At 70.1% G+C, this 18,354-nt stretch carries 14 protein-coding genes; 6 read left to right on the forward strand and 8 right to left on the reverse strand.

Features of this window, described 5'->3' with window-relative positions; translation table 11 throughout:
* Nucleotides 1–75: 75 nt before the first annotated feature.
* The 3 genes from ISP_RS15105 to ISP_RS15115 all read left to right on the forward strand — a co-directional run bounded on the left by ISP_RS15105 (nucleotide 76) and on the right by ISP_RS15115 (nucleotide 3,224).
* Nucleotides 76–1,332, forward strand: a complete 1,257-nt coding sequence (locus ISP_RS15105; protein WP_013224736.1) for an SAM-dependent methyltransferase — start codon at nucleotides 76–78, stop codon at nucleotides 1,330–1,332.
* 96 nt (nucleotides 1,333–1,428) lie between these two features.
* The gene (locus ISP_RS15110; RefSeq protein ID WP_013224737.1) at nucleotides 1,429–2,631 is read left to right on the forward strand and encodes an LCP family protein; all 1,203 of its coding nucleotides are present in this window, start codon (nucleotides 1,429–1,431) and stop codon (nucleotides 2,629–2,631) included.
* Between the two features lie 38 nt (nucleotides 2,632–2,669).
* Nucleotides 2,670–3,224: a GNAT family N-acetyltransferase gene (locus tag ISP_RS15115; RefSeq protein ID WP_014466883.1), complete on the forward strand. Its 555-nt coding sequence runs from the start codon at nucleotides 2,670–2,672 to the stop codon at nucleotides 3,222–3,224.
* Here the strand turns inward: ISP_RS15115 and ISP_RS15120 are convergent.
* The 3 genes from ISP_RS15120 to ISP_RS15130 form a co-directional block, all read right to left on the reverse strand.
* Complete coding sequence (locus ISP_RS15120; protein WP_013224739.1) at nucleotides 3,190–3,651, reverse strand: peroxiredoxin; 462 nt, start codon at nucleotides 3,649–3,651, stop codon at nucleotides 3,190–3,192. The genes ISP_RS15115 and ISP_RS15120 overlap by 35 nt on opposite strands.
* A 288-nt stretch (nucleotides 3,652–3,939) precedes the next feature.
* The gene (locus ISP_RS15125; RefSeq protein WP_013224740.1) at nucleotides 3,940–5,757 is read right to left on the reverse strand and encodes a diguanylate cyclase domain-containing protein; all 1,818 of its coding nucleotides are present in this window, start codon (nucleotides 5,755–5,757) and stop codon (nucleotides 3,940–3,942) included.
* Nucleotides 5,758–5,994: 237 nt separating this feature from the next.
* The gene (locus ISP_RS15130; RefSeq protein ID WP_013224741.1) at nucleotides 5,995–7,455 is read right to left on the reverse strand and encodes a cytochrome P450; all 1,461 of its coding nucleotides are present in this window, start codon (nucleotides 7,453–7,455) and stop codon (nucleotides 5,995–5,997) included.
* 356 nt (nucleotides 7,456–7,811) lie between these two features.
* Between ISP_RS15130 and ISP_RS15135 the strand changes: the two genes are divergently transcribed.
* Nucleotides 7,812–8,216: a pyridoxamine 5'-phosphate oxidase family protein gene (locus ISP_RS15135; RefSeq protein WP_013224742.1), complete on the forward strand. Its 405-nt coding sequence runs from the start codon at nucleotides 7,812–7,814 to the stop codon at nucleotides 8,214–8,216.
* A gap of 17 nt (nucleotides 8,217–8,233) precedes the next feature.
* Nucleotides 8,234–8,692 carry an NUDIX hydrolase gene (locus ISP_RS15140; RefSeq protein ID WP_013224743.1) on the forward strand — a complete coding sequence of 153 codons (459 nt, stop codon included), beginning with the start codon at nucleotides 8,234–8,236 and terminating at the stop codon, nucleotides 8,690–8,692.
* A gap of 48 nt (nucleotides 8,693–8,740) precedes the next feature.
* Here ISP_RS15140 and ISP_RS15145 read toward each other — a convergent pair whose 3' ends face one another.
* The 5 genes from ISP_RS15145 to ISP_RS15165 form a co-directional block, all read right to left on the reverse strand.
* Entirely contained in the window at nucleotides 8,741–9,814 is a 1,074-nt protein-coding gene (locus ISP_RS15145; RefSeq protein ID WP_013224744.1) for a ribonucleotide-diphosphate reductase subunit beta, read from the reverse strand.
* Between the two features lie 16 nt (nucleotides 9,815–9,830).
* On the reverse strand, nucleotides 9,831–12,749 hold the full coding sequence (locus tag ISP_RS15150) for a ribonucleoside-diphosphate reductase subunit alpha (protein ID WP_013224745.1): 2,919 nt from the start codon (nucleotides 12,747–12,749) through the stop codon (nucleotides 9,831–9,833).
* A 236-nt stretch (nucleotides 12,750–12,985) separates the two neighbouring features.
* Nucleotides 12,986–13,570, reverse strand: a complete 585-nt coding sequence (locus ISP_RS15155; protein ID WP_013224746.1) for an acetoacetate decarboxylase family protein — start codon at nucleotides 13,568–13,570, stop codon at nucleotides 12,986–12,988.
* On the reverse strand, nucleotides 13,567–14,406 hold the full coding sequence (locus tag ISP_RS15160) for an enoyl-CoA hydratase-related protein (protein WP_013224747.1): 840 nt from the start codon (nucleotides 14,404–14,406) through the stop codon (nucleotides 13,567–13,569). Before ISP_RS15160 ends, ISP_RS15155 begins: the two co-directional genes overlap by 4 nt.
* A 25-nt stretch (nucleotides 14,407–14,431) precedes the next feature.
* On the reverse strand, nucleotides 14,432–14,764 hold the full coding sequence (locus tag ISP_RS15165) for a hypothetical protein (protein WP_014466885.1): 333 nt from the start codon (nucleotides 14,762–14,764) through the stop codon (nucleotides 14,432–14,434).
* 87 nt (nucleotides 14,765–14,851) lie between these two features.
* Between ISP_RS15165 and ISP_RS15170 the strand changes: the two genes are divergently transcribed.
* Nucleotides 14,852–18,235 carry an NACHT domain-containing protein gene (locus ISP_RS15170; protein ID WP_230468788.1) on the forward strand — a complete coding sequence of 1,128 codons (3,384 nt, stop codon included), beginning with the start codon at nucleotides 14,852–14,854 and terminating at the stop codon, nucleotides 18,233–18,235.
* Nucleotides 18,236–18,354 lie beyond the last annotated feature (119 nt).

Here is an 18,354-nt window from a genome sequence, read left to right on the forward strand (position 1 = left end):
TCGGCGAAACGCGCCGCCGGGGTGCGGCGACTACGATCGATCACCGGCGAACCTGGCCGGCCGGAGGGAGTACCCGTGACCACCACTTCGAGCGCTGACCGGGCGTCGGCCCGGGACGTCCCGGACGGGACCCGGTGGCCGGGCCTGGCCACCCCACCGCACTCCGCGCTGCGCGCGCGGATCGCCGCGGCGCTGTTCCGCCGCGCGGTCCGCCCGCTCGACGTCCGGGTGATCTTCCCGGACGGCACCGTGCTCGGCGCCGGGGGCCGGGAGGCGCCCGAGATGCGGATCCTGCGCCCCGAGGCGTTCTTCCACCGCCTCGGCGTCGACGCCAAGATCGGCTTCGGCGAGTCCTACATGGCCGGTGACTGGACCGCGTCCGACCTGGCCGAGGTGCTCACGCCGTTCGCCGAGCGGATGGCCACGCTCGTCCCGCCGGTGCTGCAGAAGTTCCGCCGGATCGCCGAGCGGACGCAGCCGCCGTCCGAGGAGAACACCCTCGAGGGCGCGCGGGCGAACATCCACCGCCACTACGACCTGTCCAACGACCTGTTCGGCGCCTTCCTCGACGAGTCGATGACGTACTCCTCGGCGCTGTTCGGCCCCGGTGACGACCTCACCGCCGCGCAGCACCGCAAGATCGACAGCGTGCTCGACTACGCCGGCGTCCGCGAAGGCAGCGAAGTCCTCGAAATCGGTACCGGATGGGGTGAACTCGCCATCCGCGCCGCGGCCCGCGGCGCGCACGTGACGTCGCTGACCATTTCGGAGGAGCAGCGCGCGCTGGCCACCGAACGCATCGCGGCGGCCGGGTTCTCCGACCGCGTCGAAGTGAAGCTGTGCGACTACCGCGAGTCGAGCGGCCGGTACGACGCCGTGGTCAGCGTCGAGATGATCGAGGCCGTCGGCGCGTCCTACTGGCCGGCGTTCTACACCACGATCGGGGACCGGCTGCGGCCCGGCGGGCGGTTCGGCCTGCAGGCCATCACCATGGACCACGACCGGATGATGGCGGCGTCACGCGCGTACGGCTGGGTCCACAAGTACATCTTCCCGGGCGGCCTCATCCCGTCGGTGCGCTCGATCGAGGAGGGCGTCAAGGCGAACACCCGGCTCAAGCTGGCCGGGATGCGCGAGTTCGGCCAGGACTACGCGCACACGCTACGGTGGTGGCGCGAACGGTTCCTGCACCGCTGGGCCGACATCGCCGGGTTCGGGTTCGACGACGTCTTCCGCCGGATGTGGGAGTTCTACCTGGCCTATTCCGAGGCCGGGTTCCGGTCCGGGTACCTCAAGGTCCACCAGTTCGGCTACGAGGCGACCGGCCGGTAACCCGTCGCGGCAACCCGACCCCGGTGCCGCACGTCCTCTTGTCGAGGACGTGCGCTGTACTGACGACGAGAGTTTTGTCCGGATCGGGATTGGGTGATGGTGATGACGTACCGTGGCGACGACGGCGGGCGCCGGATGCCGCCGCCCCGGCCGCCTGGCGGCCGCTCCCGGGACCACCAGCGCGCGCAGATGATGCCGCTGCCCGGGCGGGGCCGCAGCCCGTACGACGAGCGCACCCGCCCGATGAACAGCCGCGAGCCCGAGTACGCCCCGCCGCCGCAGGACCCGCCCCGGCGTCCGGTCGGGGACGACTACCCGCCGTCCCGGCCGCCGCGCCGGCGTCGCTGGAGCATCGGCAAGGTCCTGGGCGCCCTGGTGCTGGTGTTCGTCGTGTTCCTCGCCGGCGTCTGGGTGTACCTCGAGTTCTCGATCAAGCGCGTCGACGCGCTGGAGGACTACTCCGGCCGCCCGGTGGCCGCGTCCGGCACCAACTGGCTGATCGTCGGCTCGGACAGCCGCGAAGGCCTGACCGAGCAGGACGAGGAGCGGCTCGCCACCGGCGACGTCGCCGCGGCGGGCGGCGGGCAGCGCACCGACACGATCATGGTCGCGCACCTGCCGGACAACAGCACCAAGCCGACCCTGCTGTCGCTGCCGCGCGACTCGCAGGTCTCGATCCCCGGGCACGGCAAGAACAAGATCAACGCGGCGTTCTCGCTCGGCGGCCCGAAGCTGCTCGCGCAGACCGTCGAAGGCGCCACCGGCCTGCACATCGACCACTACGCCGAGATCGGCTTCGGCGGGTTCGCCAAGATCGTCGACGCGATCGGCGGCGTCGACATGTGCATCGACAAGGACATGAACGACACCGTGACCGGGATCAGCATCAAGGCGGGCTGCCCCCAGACGCTGGACGGCCGGTCGGCGCTGGGCTTCGTCCGGATGCGCCACAGCGACGCGACGCCGCGTTCGGACCTCGACCGCGTCGCCAACCAGCGCAAGTTCATCGGCGCGCTGGTCAGCGAGATCGCCAGCCCCGGCACGCTGCTGAACCCGTTCGACTTCTTCCCGCTGCTGTCCTCGGCACCGGACGCGCTGACCATGGATTCCGGCGACCACGTGCACAACCTCGCCGGCCTGGCGATCGCGATGCGCGGGATCTCCTCCGGCGGCGTGGTGACGACGACGGTGCCGGTGACCAGCGGGTCGGCGGAGAACTGGGACAAGGCCAAGTCGAAGCAGCTGTTCGACGCGCTGAAGAACGACACCGAGGTCCCGCCCGGCATCGTGGTGAATTGATTCGCGCGTGACGTCCCGGCCGGGGCACCATGAGCCGCATGGAAACCCCGGCCGAGACCTACCGCGACGGTGACCTGACGCTGACCCGCTGGCACGCGGGCGACCGGCCCGTGCTGACCGCCGTCGTCAGCGGCTCCCTGGCGCACCTGAGCCCGTTCCTGATCTGGGTCGCCGACGGGTACACCGACGACGACGCGGCGGAGTTCCTCCGGGTGACCGCGAATCACTGGGAGAGCGGCGAAGCGTACTCATACGCTGTGCGGCTGGGCTCGGAGGTGGCGGGCGGCATCGGCGTGGTGTGCCGCGACGACGGCGTCGAAATCGGCTACTGGCTCGCTCGTGATTTCGTCGGCCGCGGCCTGATGACCCGGGCCGTCACGCTGCTGACGGAGGAGGCGTTCCGCCTCGGCGCCGGGTACGTCGAGATCAAGCACGACGAGCGGAACGTCCGAAGTGGAGCGGTGCCCGCGCGCCTCGGCTTCACCCGGGTGCGCTCGGAACCGGCGGAGAAGCCGCTGGCCCCGGCGTGCGCGGGCACCAACCACGTGTGGCGGCTCGCTAGGACACCTTGTTCCGCTCCCGCAGCACCTTGAGCGCCTCGTCGGCGTGGACGGTGAAGTTCAGCTCGCTCTTGATCTTCGCGATGATCTTCCGGTCTTCGCCGATCACGAAGGTGGCGCGCTTGGTGTGCATCGGCAGCAGTTTCCGCCACACGCCGAACTGCTTCGCGACCTCACCCTCCACATCGGACAGGAGCGGGTAGTCGAAGCTGTTGACCGCCGAAAAGGCCCGCTGTTTGGTGATGGCGTCCGGGCTGATCCCGACGCGGTGCGCGCCGACCGCCGCGAACTCCGCGGCGAGGTCGCGGAAGTGGCAGCTCTCGGCGGTGCAGCCCCCGGTCATCGCGGCCGGGTAGAAGAACAGGACCACGGGCCCGGTGGCCAGGAAGTCCGAGAGCGTGCGCTCTTGCCCCTGGTCATCGGGCAGCGTGAAGTCGGGGGCGAGGTCTCCGGCGTCCATGGACGTCCTTTCTCGTCGGCGGCAGAACCCATCCTGCCCGGTCTTCGGAGCCATCGCTTCGCCGGCTTGGTTGTTCTCCGCTCCTCGTCTTCGATTGTTCAACACCGGAGAGCCGGCCTCAAGGGCGCCTTCGGCGTCGCTTCGCGATGAGCAAGCTCACCCTTGACCCCGGCTCTCCGGTGCTGACTGCGGCTGGGACGAGGGGCGGGGAGGTGTAGGGCGGGTGGTGGGGTTCTGTGGTCGGGCGCTCGGTTCAGGGCCGCCTGGTCCGGCGGGTGGTTTCGTCGCTCAAGTTCGGGGATGCCGGGCGATCATCTCGTCGACCTCGTCGCCCGTTGCCGAATCGGCCACGAACGGGCCGCGGGCCGCGATCACGCCGAGCTGGCGGAGGCGGGCCGCCTGTTCGTGCGTGCGGACTCCCTCGGCTCCCACCCGCAGGTTCAGCTCGCGGGCGCGGGTGATCAGCTGGGTCAGGTGCCGCAGGTCGGACTCCGCCGGCACGTCCGTGTCCAGCGCGTCGACCACCGGGCCCGACAGGATCACGTGGCGGACCGGGAGGCGGTGCTGGGGGATCAGCTCCAGGTCCGCCGAGCCCGAGATCGTCAGCACCAGCTGGGCACCCAGGTCGGCCAGGACCGCCAACGAGTCCAGGACCTCGCCGCGGGGGTCGAGCATCGAGTCGCGGTCCGTGCACAGCCTCAGTGCCCTCGCCGGGAGCTCGTGCTTGTCCAGCTGCTCCTTCACCAGCAGGACCAGGTCCGGGTCGATCGCCAGCCGGGCCGGGAGGCGCACGCAGACGTCCGGTGCCGCGTCGCCCAGGTGCGTGCGCCAGCGGGCCGTCGCCGCCAGGGACTCCGCCAGGAGCCAGCGGCCCAGCGGCACCGTCATGCCCGTGGTCTGGGCCAGCGGGTAGAACTCGTCGGAGCCGAGCTCGCCCTTCTCCGGGTGGTTCCACCGCAGCCCGGCGTTGACCGCGGCGAGCTCGTCCGGCCGGGACAGCTTCACCGTCGGCTGGTAGACCAGCGAGAACTCGCCGTTCTCCAGCGCGCCGGCGATCACCGCGCCCAGCTGGTAGCGGCCGCGGTCGCGGGCGTCCAGGTCCGGGTCGAACAGCATCCACTGCGCCTTGCCGGCCTCCTTGGCCCGGTGCAGCGCGATCTCCGCCGCCCGCAGCAGTTCCGCGGCGCCGCCCTCGACCGCGGCGCGCACGACGATGCCCGCGCTCGCACTGACGCCGATGCCGTGGCCGCCCAGGTAGATCGGCTCGTTGAGGTCCTCCAGGGCGCGCTCGACCAGCCCGACGACCTCGGTCGCCGCCAGCTCGCCGCGCAGCAGCACCGCGAAGCCGTCGCCGGACAGCCGGGCGACGAACCCGTCGTGGTGGCCGGTGAACACCGCCGACAGCTTGTTCGCGACCCCGCGCAGCACCTGGTCACCGACCCCGGCGCCGAGGCCGTCGTTGATCACCTTGAAGCCGTCGACGTCGAGGTAGATCAGCGCGATGTCGTCGTGCGCGCCGGCCCCGAGCGCGGCTTCGAGCTTGGTGGTGAACGACGACGCGTTCGGCAGCCCGGTCAGCGGGTCGTGCACGTTCTGGTGCAGCAGCCGCTCGCGCAGCAGGTGCAGCTCGTTGGCGTCCGACACCATCAGCACCGGGTAGATCGAGCCGGGCCGGTCGCCGGGCAGCCGGGCGAGCGTCACGTCGGTCCAGAGCTGCCCGTCTTCGGTGTGGTCGAGCAGCATCCGCTCCTGGTAGCGGTCGCGGCCGGTGCGCACCTGCGCCAAGCCCGCTTCGAGCCGCGAGACGTCGTGCTCGGTGGAGCCGAGGTCGGTGATGTGCCTGCCCCGCAACCGATCCGGCGAGCAGCCCAGTAGCTGGCCGAGCGCGAGGTTCGCCTCCACGATGCCGCCGTCGGGATCGGCCAGCGCGATCCCCATCGGCGAAGCGGCGTACAGCGCGGTGAACCGCAGCAGGGCGCCGTCGTGCTGCGAGCCCGCTTGGTCGACCGCGTCGTTCGCGACCTCCAGCAGCAGGGCCTCGAGCTCCTCCGGGGGAAGCGTTACTCCTTTGGTGTCGGCCAACGTCGCCGCCCACCGGCGCGCCACGTCCAGTAGCCCTGACGCGGCACCGGGTTCAGGCACACTCCACCTCTTCACGCACAGGTATGGCCAGGTCGGACACGGTGTCGGGGATCATGAAGCCACACCAGGCAGCCTTCGCCCACGATCGATGCCACGCCATCATGTGCGTGACAGGGTGTCTACCGGCTGAACGAGTGAACGAATCTCCACAAACGGTAACTTTTCGTTACCTAGTGTATGCGGTGGTGGACGGGCGCGGGGTCAGCGGGGGGCCAGGTGGACCGGCAGACCGTCCGCGGGCACCGGCAGGGAGACGTAGTCCCAGCGCGCGGTGTAACTCTCCGGAACCGACCAGCGGTACGCCCGCAGCAGTTCGTGCATCAGCAACTTCACCTCGAGACTGCCGAAGTGGAGCCCGATGCACTTGTGCGCGCCGCCGCCGAACGGCATCCACGCCATCCGGTGCGACTTGTCCTCGCGCCGCGGTTCGGCGAAGCGCTCCGGGTCGAATTCGAAGGGGTTCGTCCAGCACTCCGGCGTGAAGTGGTTGACCGTGGGCGAGACGCCGACCAGGGTGCCCGCCGGGATGTAGTGGCCGAGCACCTCGGTGTCCTTGACGGTCTGGCGGGTCAGCGACGGCACCGGTGCGACCAGCCGCAGCGCCTCCTTCATCACGAGGTCGAGGGTCTCCAGCCGCTCCAGCGCCGCGATGTCGGGCAGGTCGTCGCCCAGGGCCAGGGACTCCGCGCGGGCGCGTTCCTGCCACTCCGGGTGCTTGGCGAGGTAGTAGGCCATGGCGCTGCTGGTGATGGTCGTCGTGTCGTGCGCGGCCATCATCAGGAAGATCATGTGGTTGACGACGTCGGTGTCGGAGAACCGGTCGCCGTCCTTGGTGGTGGCCTGGCAGAGCGCGGCGAACAGGTCGTCGCCGCCCGAACGGCGTTTGGCGGGCAGGGTTTCGCCGAAGTAGCGCTCGAGGACCTTCCGGCCGTGCAGCCCGGCCGACCAGCGGCCGCCCGGCACCGGGAAGCGCACGAAGGCGGTGCCGGCCCGCACCGAGCTGACGAACGCGCGGTTGATCCGGGCCGCGTCGTCGCCGCTGCGCATGCCCATGAACACGCGGGTCGCCACGTCGAGGGTCAGCTGCTTGAGCGCCCAGTACAGCCGCGGCCGCTCGCTCGAGCCCCAGCTCGCGACGCCTTCGCGCAGCGCGGGCCCCATTTCGCCGACGTAGCCGGCCAGCCGCGGCCGCGTGAAGGCTTCCTGCATGATCCGGCGGTGCAGGTGGTGCTCGCCGAAGTCCATCAGCATCAGGCCGCGCTCGAAGAACTTCTCGATGAAGAACTTCCAGCCTTCCTGGGAGAACGCCTTGTCCTTGTTGACGAGCGCGATCTGCGTGGCTTCGGGCCCGGACAGCGCGACGATCCGGCGGCCGAACCCGCCGGTCCACGACACCGGGCCGTAGAGCTCGTACCGGCGGAGGCCGAACGCCGGGCCGAAGCGCATCATCTCGAGCATGTGCCCGACCACCGGCGGTCCGGCGTCGCCGAGCACCGGCTTGAGGCCGCTGCCGGCGGGCGGCGTGGCGAGTTCCTCGACGGGCCAGCGCGACCGCAGCCAGCGCTCGTCGACTTTGGGCGGCAGGGGGAGCGCGGTCAGCGTCGGCACGCGTTCGCGCAGCGCTTCGGCGGCTCGGCTCACGGTGCCCGGCAAAGTGACCATCTCCCCGTCGAGGTCGGCTACCCTCCACGATGCACCGTTGTTGACGGTCTGACAACACCTCGGCGGCCCTCTTTTCGGGTGGTCCGTGCCGGGCGTGGCGCCGCGGACCCGGTCGAACGCCGCGCCGGAGCCGAACGGGTCGGTCGGGCCACCTCCGGGACGGTCGCGCCCGGCCGCCCGGCAGTCCGCGGCGAGTGCCATGCAGCGGCGGTTCACCGACCCGCTCGGCGAACCGCTTGGCGGCCGTCCTGGGCGCCGCGGGTTCGGCGTGCAGCAGGCGCGGGCCGGGGAGACCGGTCGAGTACGCCCGGCGGCGCCGTCGGCGAAACGGTGCTGATTCCGGTTGACTGGATCTCATGACCGCCATGACTCCCGACGACCTCGAGTTCCTCCAGCGCCCGCTGCACGGCTTCCTGACCGTGTCCACCGCCCAGCCCCGCCCGGTGTGGTTCGAGGCCACCGGCGACGGCTTGATCCAGCTGTTCAGCGAACCGGACGCGCTCAAGGTGCGCCGCGCGCGCCGCGACCCGCGGGCGTCGATCGTGGTCGCGGCGCCGGTGGGGGAGCGGGAGCGCTGGGTGTCGGTCGCGGGCCGGGTTTCGATCGAACCCGACGGCGCCCACGACCTCGCTGCGCGCCTGGCGCCCCGGTACTGGGACCTCGACGACCCGGTGCGCGCGGCCGATCTGGAGGCGATCCTGAAGGGCGACCTGGTGCGCCTGGTGATCCACCCGGAAACCGTGCGCCGCTACGCCTACTGACGGGTGACAATGGCGGCGTGGCCGTGCTTCCCCTCCGCGATCGAGCGGGCAACGTGCTGCTCGCCGTGCGCCCGCTCGCGGAACGGGAGCTGCCGTCGCTGCCCGCGGCTCTGGTGGTGGCCGTCCACGCCGGCGCCGTCCTCATGATGCTCGACCGGCGTCGACGGCAATGGGAATTGCCCGGCGGCGTGCGCGAGCCCGGCGAAACGTGCCGCGAAGCCGCGGTGCGCGAACTGGCCGAGGAAACCGGCATCCACGGGGTGGCGCTGACCTTCGCCGCGGTGGCCGAGTTCGCCTTGGCCGAGCCCGCGCGCCGGGAATCCCTCGCCGTCTACCGGACCGAGCTCGCCACCGCGCCCCGGCTGACCCTCAGTGACGAAGGGCTCGGCTTCCGCTGGTGGCCGCCCGGCGACCCCGTCGACGCGGACATGAGCCCGCTGGACGCGGAACTGGCGGCCCGGGTGGCCACGACGTGAAGCGGCCCCGCCCTGGCGAACCAGGGCGGGGCCGGGTGCACCGGGAGCTCAGTCCCAGTCGAGGGCGCCGCCCGACTGGTACTCGATCACGCGGGTCTCGAAGAAGTTCTTCTCCTTCTTGAGGTCCATCGCCTCGGACATCCACGGGAACGGGTTCTCGGTCTCGCCGAAGATCGGGGCCAGCCCGATCTGCTGCGCGCGGCGGTCGGTGACGAAGTGCATGTACTGCTCGCACAACTGGGCCGACAGGCCGAGCATGCCGCGCGGCATCGTGTCGCGCGCGTACTTGACCTCCAGCTCGCACGCTTCCTTCAGCATCCCGCGCACCTCGGCCTGGAACTCTTCGGTCCACAGGTGCGGGTTCTCGATCTTGATCTGGTTGATGCAGTCGATGCCGAAGTTCAGGTGGATCGACTCGTCGCGCAGGATGTACTGGTACTGCTCGGCGATGCCGACCATCTTGTTCCGGCGGCCCAGCGACAGGATCTGCGCGAAGCCGGTGTAGAACCACATGCCCTCGAAGATCACGTAGAACGCGACGAGGTCCCGCAGGAACGCCTGGTCGGCCTCCGGCGTGCCGGTCTCGAAGTCCGGGTTCTCCAGGTTCTGCGTGTACTTCAGCGCCCACGCGTCCTTGTCCGAAATGGACGGAACCTCGCGGTACATGTTGAACAGCTCGCCCTCGACCAGGCCGAGGCTTTCGCAGATGTACTGGAAGGTGTGCGTGTGCACGGCCTCCTCGAACGCCTGGCGCAGCAGGTACTGGCGGCACTCGGGGTTGGTGATCTGCCGGTACACCGCCAGCACGATGTTGTTGGCCACCAGCGACTCCGCGGTCGCGAAGAAGCCCAGGTTGCGCTTGAGCATCTGCCGCTCGTCCTCGGTGAGGCCGTCCGGGGACTTCCACAGCGCGATGTCGGCCTGCATGGCGACCTCGGTCGGCATCCAGTGGTTGTTGCAGCCGGCCAGGTACTTCTCCCACGCCCACTTGTACTTCATGGGCAGCAGCTGGTTGACGTCGGCGCGCGCGTTGATCATGCGCTTGTCGTCGACGTTGATCCGGGCGGCGCCGACCTCGATCTCCCCGAGGCCGGTCGCGTCCGTCGTCTCCACGTTGGTCATCTGTGCAGGGATTCCTTTACTGGCAGGCTTCGCAGTCGGGGTCGTCGATGCGGCAGGCGGCGCCTTCGGTGGCGACGAAGTCGACGTCGGGCTCCGGCTTCGGCGAAGGCGAAGGCGCGGGAGCCGGTGCCGGCGTAGGCGTCGGCGCGGGGGCCGGGGCAGCCGCGGCGGGAGCCGCCGGGGCGGGGGTCGCCGAGACGGCGTTCAGCTTGCCGTCGGTGCCGCGCAGGGTGCTCTTCTCCACGTGCGTCGCGGACTGCGCCCGCAGGTAGTACGTGGTCTTGAGGCCCTTGTGCCACGCGTAGCGGTAGAGCTGGTCGAGCTTGCGGCCGCTCGGCGCCGCGATGTACAGGTTCAGCGACTGCGCCTGGTCGATCCACTTCTGGCGCACCGAACCGGCGTCGACGATCCACTTCGACTCGATCTCGAACGCCGTCGCGTACAGCGCCTTCAGGTCGTCCGGCACGCGGTCGATCTGGCCGAGGCTGCCGTCGAAGTACTTGAGGTCCGACACCATGACCTCGTCCCACAGCCCGCGCGCCTTGAGCGAACGGACCAGGTGCGGGTTGACGACGGTGAAGTCGCCGGACATGTTCGACTTGACGAACAGGTTCTGGAACAGCGGCTCGATCGACTGGCCGACCCCCGAGATGTTGGAGATCGTCGCGGTCGGCGCGATCGCCATCACGTTGGAGTTGCGCATGCCGACGGTCTTGACCCGCTCGCGCAGCGGCGCCCAGTCCAAAGTGGACGACGTGTCGACGTCGAGGCCGTCACCCTGGCGGGCGTCGATGAGCAGCTGCAGCGAGTCGATCGGCAGGATGCCCTTGCTCCACAGCGATCCCTCGAACGACTGGTACTGCCCGCGCTCCTCGGCGAGGTCGGTCGACGCCGAGATCGCGTAGTAGGAGAGGTGCTCCATGGAGACGTCGGCGAACTTCACCGCCTCTTCGGAGGCGAACGGGACGCCGATCTCGAACAGCGCGTCCTGGAAGCCCATGATGCCCAGGCCGACCGGTCGGTGGCGCAGGTTGGAGCGGCGCGCCTCCGGGATCGTGTAGAAGTTGATGTCGATCACGTTGTCCAGCATGCGGACGGCGGTGCGCACGGTCTTCTCGAGGCGCTTCGTGTCCAGGCCCTCGGGGGTGACGTGCTTGAGCAGGTTGACCGAGCCGAGGTTGCAGACCGCGACCTCTTCGCTGTTGGTGTTCAGCGTGATCTCGGTGCACAGGTTGGACGAGTGCACGACACCGACGTGCTGCTGCGGCGAGCGCAGGTTGCACGGGTCCTTGAAGGTGATCCACGGGTGGCCGGTCTCGAACAGCATGGTCAGCATGCGGCGCCAGAGGTCGACCGCGCGGGCGCGCCGGAACACCTTGATCTCGCCGCGGTCGGCGGCGGCCTCGTACTCGCGGTAGCGGGTGGCGAACTCGTTGCCGTAGAGGTCGTGCAGGTCCGGCGTCTCGTTCGGCGAGAACAGCGTCCACTGCGCGTCGGCCTCGACGCGGCGGAGGAACTCGTCCGGCACCCAGTTCGCGGTGTTCATGTCGTGGGTGCGGCGGCGGTCGTCACCGGTGTTCTTGCGCAGGTCGAGGAATTCCTCGATGTCGACGTGCCACGTCTCGAGGTACGCGCAGGCCGCGCCCTTGCGCTTGCCGCCCTGGTTGACCGCGACGGCGGTGTCGTTGGCGATCTTCAGGAACGGCACGACACCCTGCGACTGGCCGTTGGTGCCCTTGATGTGCGCGCCGAGGCCGCGGACCGGGGTCCAGTCGTTGCCGAGGCCGCCCGAGTACTTGGCCAGCAGCGCGTTGTTCTTGTAGGCCTGGAAGATCGAGTCCAGGTCGTCGTCCACCGTGGTCAGGAAGCACGACGACAGCTGCGGGCGCGTGGTGCCCGAGTTGAACAGCGTCGGCGTGGACGCCATGAAGTGGAAGCTCGAGAGCAGCTCGTAGAACTCGATGGCGCGAGCTTCGCGGTCGCCTTCGCGGATGGCCAGCCCCATGGCGACGCGCATGAAGAACGCCTGCGGCAGCTCGAAGCGGGTGCCGTCGTGGTGCTGGAAATACCGGTCGTACAGCGTCTGCAGGCCGAGGAAGCCGAAGTCGAGATCGCGCTCGGGGCGGATCGCGGCGGTGATCTTGTCCAGGTCGAAGCGCTGCAGCTCGGCGTCGACCAGCTCCAGCTCGATCGCGCGGCGCAGGTAGGCGCGGAAGTAGGCCGGGTACTCGGCGGCCATCTCGTCCTGGCTGGCCAGGCGCGGGGTGCCGGCCAGGTAGCTCAGCGCCTCGCCGCGCAGCTTGTCCAGCAGCAGCCGGGCGGAAACGTAGGAGTAGTTCGGCTCCTGCTCGACCAGCACGCGGGCGGCCATGATCTGGGCCAGGGCCAGCTCGTCGGCGCTGATGCCGTCGTAGAGGTTGCGCTTGGCCTCGGCCAGCACCGGCTCGGCGGTGACGTCTTCGAGGCCGGCGACGGCCTCGCCCACGACGTGGGAAACGCGGGCCCAGTCGAGCGGGCGCAGGACCCCGTCGGTGCCCTTGACGTTGAGGGTGGCTTCGGTCGTCGCGGGCTTGACGGCCTCGCGGGCCTTGGCGCGCTCGTCGCGGTAGAGGACGTAGGCGCGGGCGACCTTGTGATGCTCACCGCGCATGAGGGCGAGCTCGACGATGTCCTGGATCTGCTCGATGTGCAGGGCGGTCTCGGGGCCGGCGTGGCGCAGCAGGGTGGTCTCCACCTGCTGGGTCAGCTCGGCGACGACGTGGTGCACGCGGGAGGACGCGGCGGCGTCGCCGCCCTCGACCGCGAGGAACGCCTTGGTCAGCGCGACCGAGATCTTCCCGGCGTCGAACGGCGACACGCTGCCGTCCCGCCGGATGACCCGGATCGCGGTGGGTGTGTCGGCGGCCGAGGGCCGCTGACCGGTTTCGACTGACATGCGTGTCTCCACTGTGCTCTCGAAAAAATGGGCGCGTTCGATCGCCGCACGGCCGAAAACGACCGTGCGCTGCAGGTTCTCCAAAGCTGCCCGGCCGCCCTCTGCAGCGGTCTCCCCGTCGCTGGGGGCTGCCGGTTCCCAGAGACTACATGTTGGGGTCGGGGTCCGCGCGGTACCCCAGATGGCGTGTCATGAGTTCACTCTGGCGGGGTTACGTGATCACCCAGAGGTGCTGCTCAAGCCCCGAAAACCAGCTCGCTGCCGGGCAGGGCGAGGCTCACGAACGGGCGCCGGCCGGCCAGGTAGCCGAGCGGGCCGCCCGGGTTGACCGTCCAGTCGGCCGCGGCGAGCCGGGGCCGGATCTTCGCGCCGACCGGCGTTCGCACGGGGGTGCCGTCGCGGTCCTGGAGGACGTCGAACCGGCCGGGGAGGGCGAGCGGCAGGCCCGGCCTCGGCGTGAAGGCCGCGGTGGCGATCCAGTCGTCGCCGGTCGCCGCGGTGTACGTGCGGTCGGTGAACTGCAGGGCGGCGAGGTCCTTCGGGATGGCCCACAGCTCGCGGCCGCCGGCGAGGGAGACTGCGGAGTCGACCCAGATCTGCGTGATCGTGCACGTGGTCCGCTTCCCGCGCACCGGGACGGCGGCGAGCAGCTCGTGGTAGGCGAGTTGCCCGGGCTCGCGGTAGGCGATCCAGGCGGTGAACACGGTGGTGTACCCGGCGAGGGCCAGGGCGCCCGGGTGCACGTCGCGCGCGGGGACCCGCCAGATCGACACGTGGGCGTCGGCGACCAGGTTCCAGGGCGGCGGCGGGTACGACGTCATTTCTCCAGCCAGGGCAGGTAGTCGGGCAGGTCCTTCTCGACGCGCATGCCGAACGACGGCGGCCGCTTCTGCAGGAACGAGAGCACGCCTTCGACGGCGTCCGGGTTCGCGCCGAGCCCGCCGATCAGTTTCGAGTCGAGTTCGTGCACCGGGAACGGCGACTCGGCGCTCGCCATCCGGTAGAGCAGCTGGCGGGTCACCGCCACCGACACCGGGGCGGTCTTCTCGACGATCTCTTTCGCGAGTTTCTGCGCTTCGTCGAGCACGGTCCCGATGGGGAAGACCTTGTGCACCAGGCCTTTTTCGAGGGCCTCGGCCGCGGAGAAGACGCGCCCGCTGATCATCCAGTCGAGCGCGGTGCCCATCCCGACGAGCCGCGGGAGGAACCACGCCGACGCGCCTTCGGGGTAGATGCCGCGGCGGGTGAAGACGAAGCCGAACCGCGAGTCCTCCGACGCGAGCCGGTAGTCGCACGAGAGCGTGATGGTGACGCCGCCCCCGACGGCGGCGCCGTGCAGGGCCGCGATCACGGGCTTGTTCATGGCGAAGATCCGCTTCGAGCACCGGCCGGCGGGCTCCTGCCACGCCGCGTCCGGGCCGGTGGCGGGGTCGAAGTCGAAGCCGCCCTGCGAGAGGTCGGCCCCGACGCAGAAGTCCGTCCCGGCCCCGGTCAGCACGACCACGCGGACATCCTCGTCGCGATCGGCGCGGTCCATGGCGGCACCGAGCTCGTCGGCCATCCGGATCGTGTAGCCGTTGCGCGCCTCGGGACGGTTCAGCGTGACCGTGGCGATCCGGTCCGCGACGGCGTAGGTGATCTCGGCGTAGTCGGCCATGCGACGAAGCTATTGCAGTCCGGCATTACTGGCAAGATGTCAATAGTGGGTCGGCGTCGTCCGTGCCGGCCCGGCGGCGGGCCCGGCGGGCCGTCCAGGCCGAACTGCCGCCGGCTGCGGCGGCGGCGAGCCAGGGAAGCACCGTGCCGATCAGGACCACGGCGCCGACCACCAGGATGAACAGCGAAACGATCCTGACAAAGGTTTCCCGGTCGCCGGTGACGGCAAGACCGATCACCCGGGCGAGCACCGGAGAACCGGCGTTCGTGGCACGCCGGTGCAATTCTTCGCCCGAGCGGGCGCCGATCTGCTCTGGTGTTGTCGCGTTCTCGTCGCATCCGCGTTTCCGGTTGTGCATGGGTTCCTCCTCGGTGGTGGGGCGGTGGGGAGACCCTTCGTCAGCTCCGGCGAGTCGGGGGTATCGAACGGGTGAAGCGGGCAGTTCGTGGGCTACGCTGCACGCTGCTTCGGGTGGAGATTTCACCCGCTGCGGGGGAGGAATGGCGGCGGGGAGGGAGACATCGCTACGCGGAGTGAGCGGCGTTTGTACGACGAGTTGCGCGCTCTCAGGGGTAAGGCCGACGCCGCGCGCCGCAAAGCCGGACTCCGTCCGTTGTCGCAAGACGAAACCGAACGGATCCTGCGCAAATCGCCGTATCTCATCGCCGATTTCCGGGGGCAGCGGCTCAGCGACTGGCTGGCAGAAGATTTTTCGAAGACCAAAACGCCATCGGCAGGCAGTTTGGCCGCCGTCTTCGCGCTGGTACGGGTCTGGAGCGAACAGGCCGGCGTCACCGCTCCTGCCGAGCGATACTGGGCCGATCTGCTGGAGGCCGCCCAGCCCGGCCGATCCGCCAGGAGCCGGGCGGGGGCCGACCCGGCAGGCAGTCCGGCCCACTCCCTGATCGACGACTACATCGCGGCCGCCGTCCGGGCGGCTCGAGAACACCCGTACCCGGGTGTGCTGCCAGGGAACACGCCGCCGCTCACCGAGGTCTACGTTCGTCAACGGGTGCGGGTGGGGCAACCGCGCACGCGGTCGGCGGCGCCCGGGAAACTCGTGGGGCCGGTCTCCGCCTTGGTCGGCGAGGCGGCTTCGTGGACGTCCGTGCCACCGCCGCGGCGTGTCTCGGACCGGATGTCCGCCGAAGAGATCCTGGACAGGGATCGCCTCTGCGTGGTCGTCGGCACCCCCGGCGGGGGCAAGACCAGCCTGTTCCGCACCCATCTGATCCGGGCGGTGGAGGCGAGGAAAGCGGGTGGGCTCGAAACTCCGCTGCCGATCCTGGTGCCCGCGGCCGCCTTGTCGGGCAAACCGCTGGCGGCGGCGCTCGCGGAGGCGGCGACCGCCGAACTGAGCAGTTTCGGCCTGCTCGAGAATTTGCCGGACGCGCTGTTCAAGGAGTGCCCGTACGAAGACGTGCCGTGGCTCGTCATGGTCGACGGACTCGACGAAATCACCGACCCGGTCGCCCGCCGGAACCTCTTGGCCGCGCTGGAGCAGATCTCCGACGGCAGCCGCGGGCGCCAGTACCGGTTCGTCATTGCCACCCGTCCCCTGCCCGAATGGGAGCTCGCCGTCCTCGGCGCACAGGCTCCGGTGTACGAGCTGGAACCGTTCACCTGGTCGGACCTGAACCGCGTTTCCGCCGACTGGTTCCGGGTCCTCGGACTCGCGAATCCCGACCGGGTGGCCGAGCGGTTCGCGAGCGCGGTGCGGCGGACCAGGGTGTTCGGACTGGCCAGGACGCCGCTGATGGCGGCGCTGCTCTGCCAGCTGCATGGTGCGAACCCGGACGCTCCGTTGCCCGCCAGCCGCGGCGAAATCTACCGCAAGTACGTCGAGCAGCTGACCCGGCGAATGGAGAGCGGGGACCTGTCGGGTATTCAGGCCCAGGTGCGGGCCGGCTTGGCCCGCTACGGGGACGACGCGCTGGCGGAGGGCTGGCGGACCCTCGAGCGCCTGCCCGAACTGATCTGCCGGTCGGCGGCAGAGCTGCGCGGCGGCTGCCCGGCTTCGGTCTTGGACATCATCTCCGGGCTGCCCGGCGCCGCGTGTCCCCACCGGGTACCGGCCACCGTGTGGCGCGAGTACCTGCAAAGCCTGTTGCTGCGCAGCGGCCTGGTGATCCTGCGCGGCGGGGAATTGTCGTTCTTCCACCAGACGGTCGAGGAGTTCCTGGCCGCGACCCATGCGACGCGATCGGCGCCGGCCTGCCTGGAGTCGCTGGCCGTCCTCTTCGGGAGGAAGCGTCGCGTCTCCCTCGTCGAACGGGTTCTCGGCCGGCGCGTCCCGCCGCCGCCGGAGGTGGACACCTCGTTCACCGGGTTCGTGCTCGACCAGTGCGGCGAAGTCCAGGAGGCGGTCGCCGATTACCTGCTCCGGCTGGTCGACCGCGGTGGCTTGTCCGGGTGCGGGTTCATCGCCGTGCTGCTCCGCCTCGGCACCGATGTTCCGCGACGTGTCGTCCTGGCGATGGCGAGGAAGCTCGTGGACCTGGTCCGGGTCCTGGGCACCACCTCGAATCCTGCACCTCCCCGGCGCGCTCGAGGAGTGGTGAGAAGTGATCAGGAGCGGTTCGAAAACGCTTTCCTGGCCCTGCGCCTGCTGGCTTCCATCGGTGCGGAGGACGCGCTCGGCCGGCTGCGCTCGATCGCCCGCGACGCCGACCTCCACCCCGCCGTGCGGGCCAGAGCGGCCGAGGCGGTCGTCGACCTCGACGTCGATGTCACCGCCGCGGTCGGGCTGCTGGACGAGCTGGCGAGAAACAAGTCGATCGGCTCGCGGATGCGGGCCACCCTGGCGGCGCGGGTCGAGTCGCTGGATCCGGACCACGTTTCCCGCCTGCTCGCCGATCTCGCCCGGGACGCCACGCTGGCCGGGCGGGAACGGGTCGCGTCGGTCATGACCCTGCGCGGCCACGAAGCCGCGCTGGCGTCGGATCTCTTCGCCGAACTCGCCCTGGACACCAGGATGAGCGGGTACTCGCGGGTCCGGTCCGCCGGCGTTCTGGCCGGTGCGGGCGACGTGCGCGGGATCGAACTGCTCGACGGACTGGCCCGGGCCGCGGACCTTCCGGTCTACGTGCGCGAGGAGGCGGTCCGGGCGCTGGTCAAGCACGGTGGTTCCAAGGCGGAGAATGCGTTGTCGAAGCTGGCCTCGGACCTTTCGATCGATCCCCACGTCGGGATCCGCGCCGCCGGTGCGTTGGCCGAACACGGGGACAAGGAAGCGCTGAAGGAGCTCGAACGCATCGCGACGCAGCACCTGAGTGACCACAACGTGCGGATCGGCGCGGTCGAAATGCTGGCCGCCATGGGGGAGTACCACCCGATGGAACTGCTCGAGTCCCTGGTCCGGGACACGACGCTCGACGACGACGGACGGCTCCGGATCCTCGAGATCATGCTCGAAACCGGTGGCCGTCGTGGAGCCGACGCGGTGAACTCCCTGGTCGGCGACCACTCTCTCGGTGACCGTGCCCGCGTCTTCGTCGCAGGCATCCAGGGATCCGTGGACCGGGCCGCCGCGGTTCGCACCCTCATCGACTTCATCGGCGACCGGAGCGTGACGGGTGCGGCCCGAGTCGACGCGGCGGAGCTGCTCGCCCATTTTCTGCTCGGCGAGCACGCGCGGCTGCCGGACGCGGTGGACCTCCGGACGCACACCTCGGAAGACTTCCGGGTGGACCCTGTCGGCCACGTCGACCTGGACCGGGTCACGATCATCGATCTGATCGACGACCTGAGCCGCGATCGGAGGGTATCGAGAGCTGATCGCGGCCGTGCGTTCGAAGTCCTCCGCCGGTTCTCCCTGGAGCGCCGCTAGATCCGGGCCGAGCTGACGGAGGTTCAGGCCTGGTGTCTCTCGGGTGCCCAGGGGTCGAAACAATCAGGCGTGCTTGATTTTTCTCCGCCCCGGTGCCACGCTGGCTTCCGGACGCAAGG

Origin of the sequence: Amycolatopsis mediterranei (assembly GCF_026017845.1) — a bacterium.
In the GTDB taxonomy this organism is placed as follows: Bacteria; Actinomycetota; Actinomycetes; order Mycobacteriales; family Pseudonocardiaceae; genus Amycolatopsis; species Amycolatopsis mediterranei.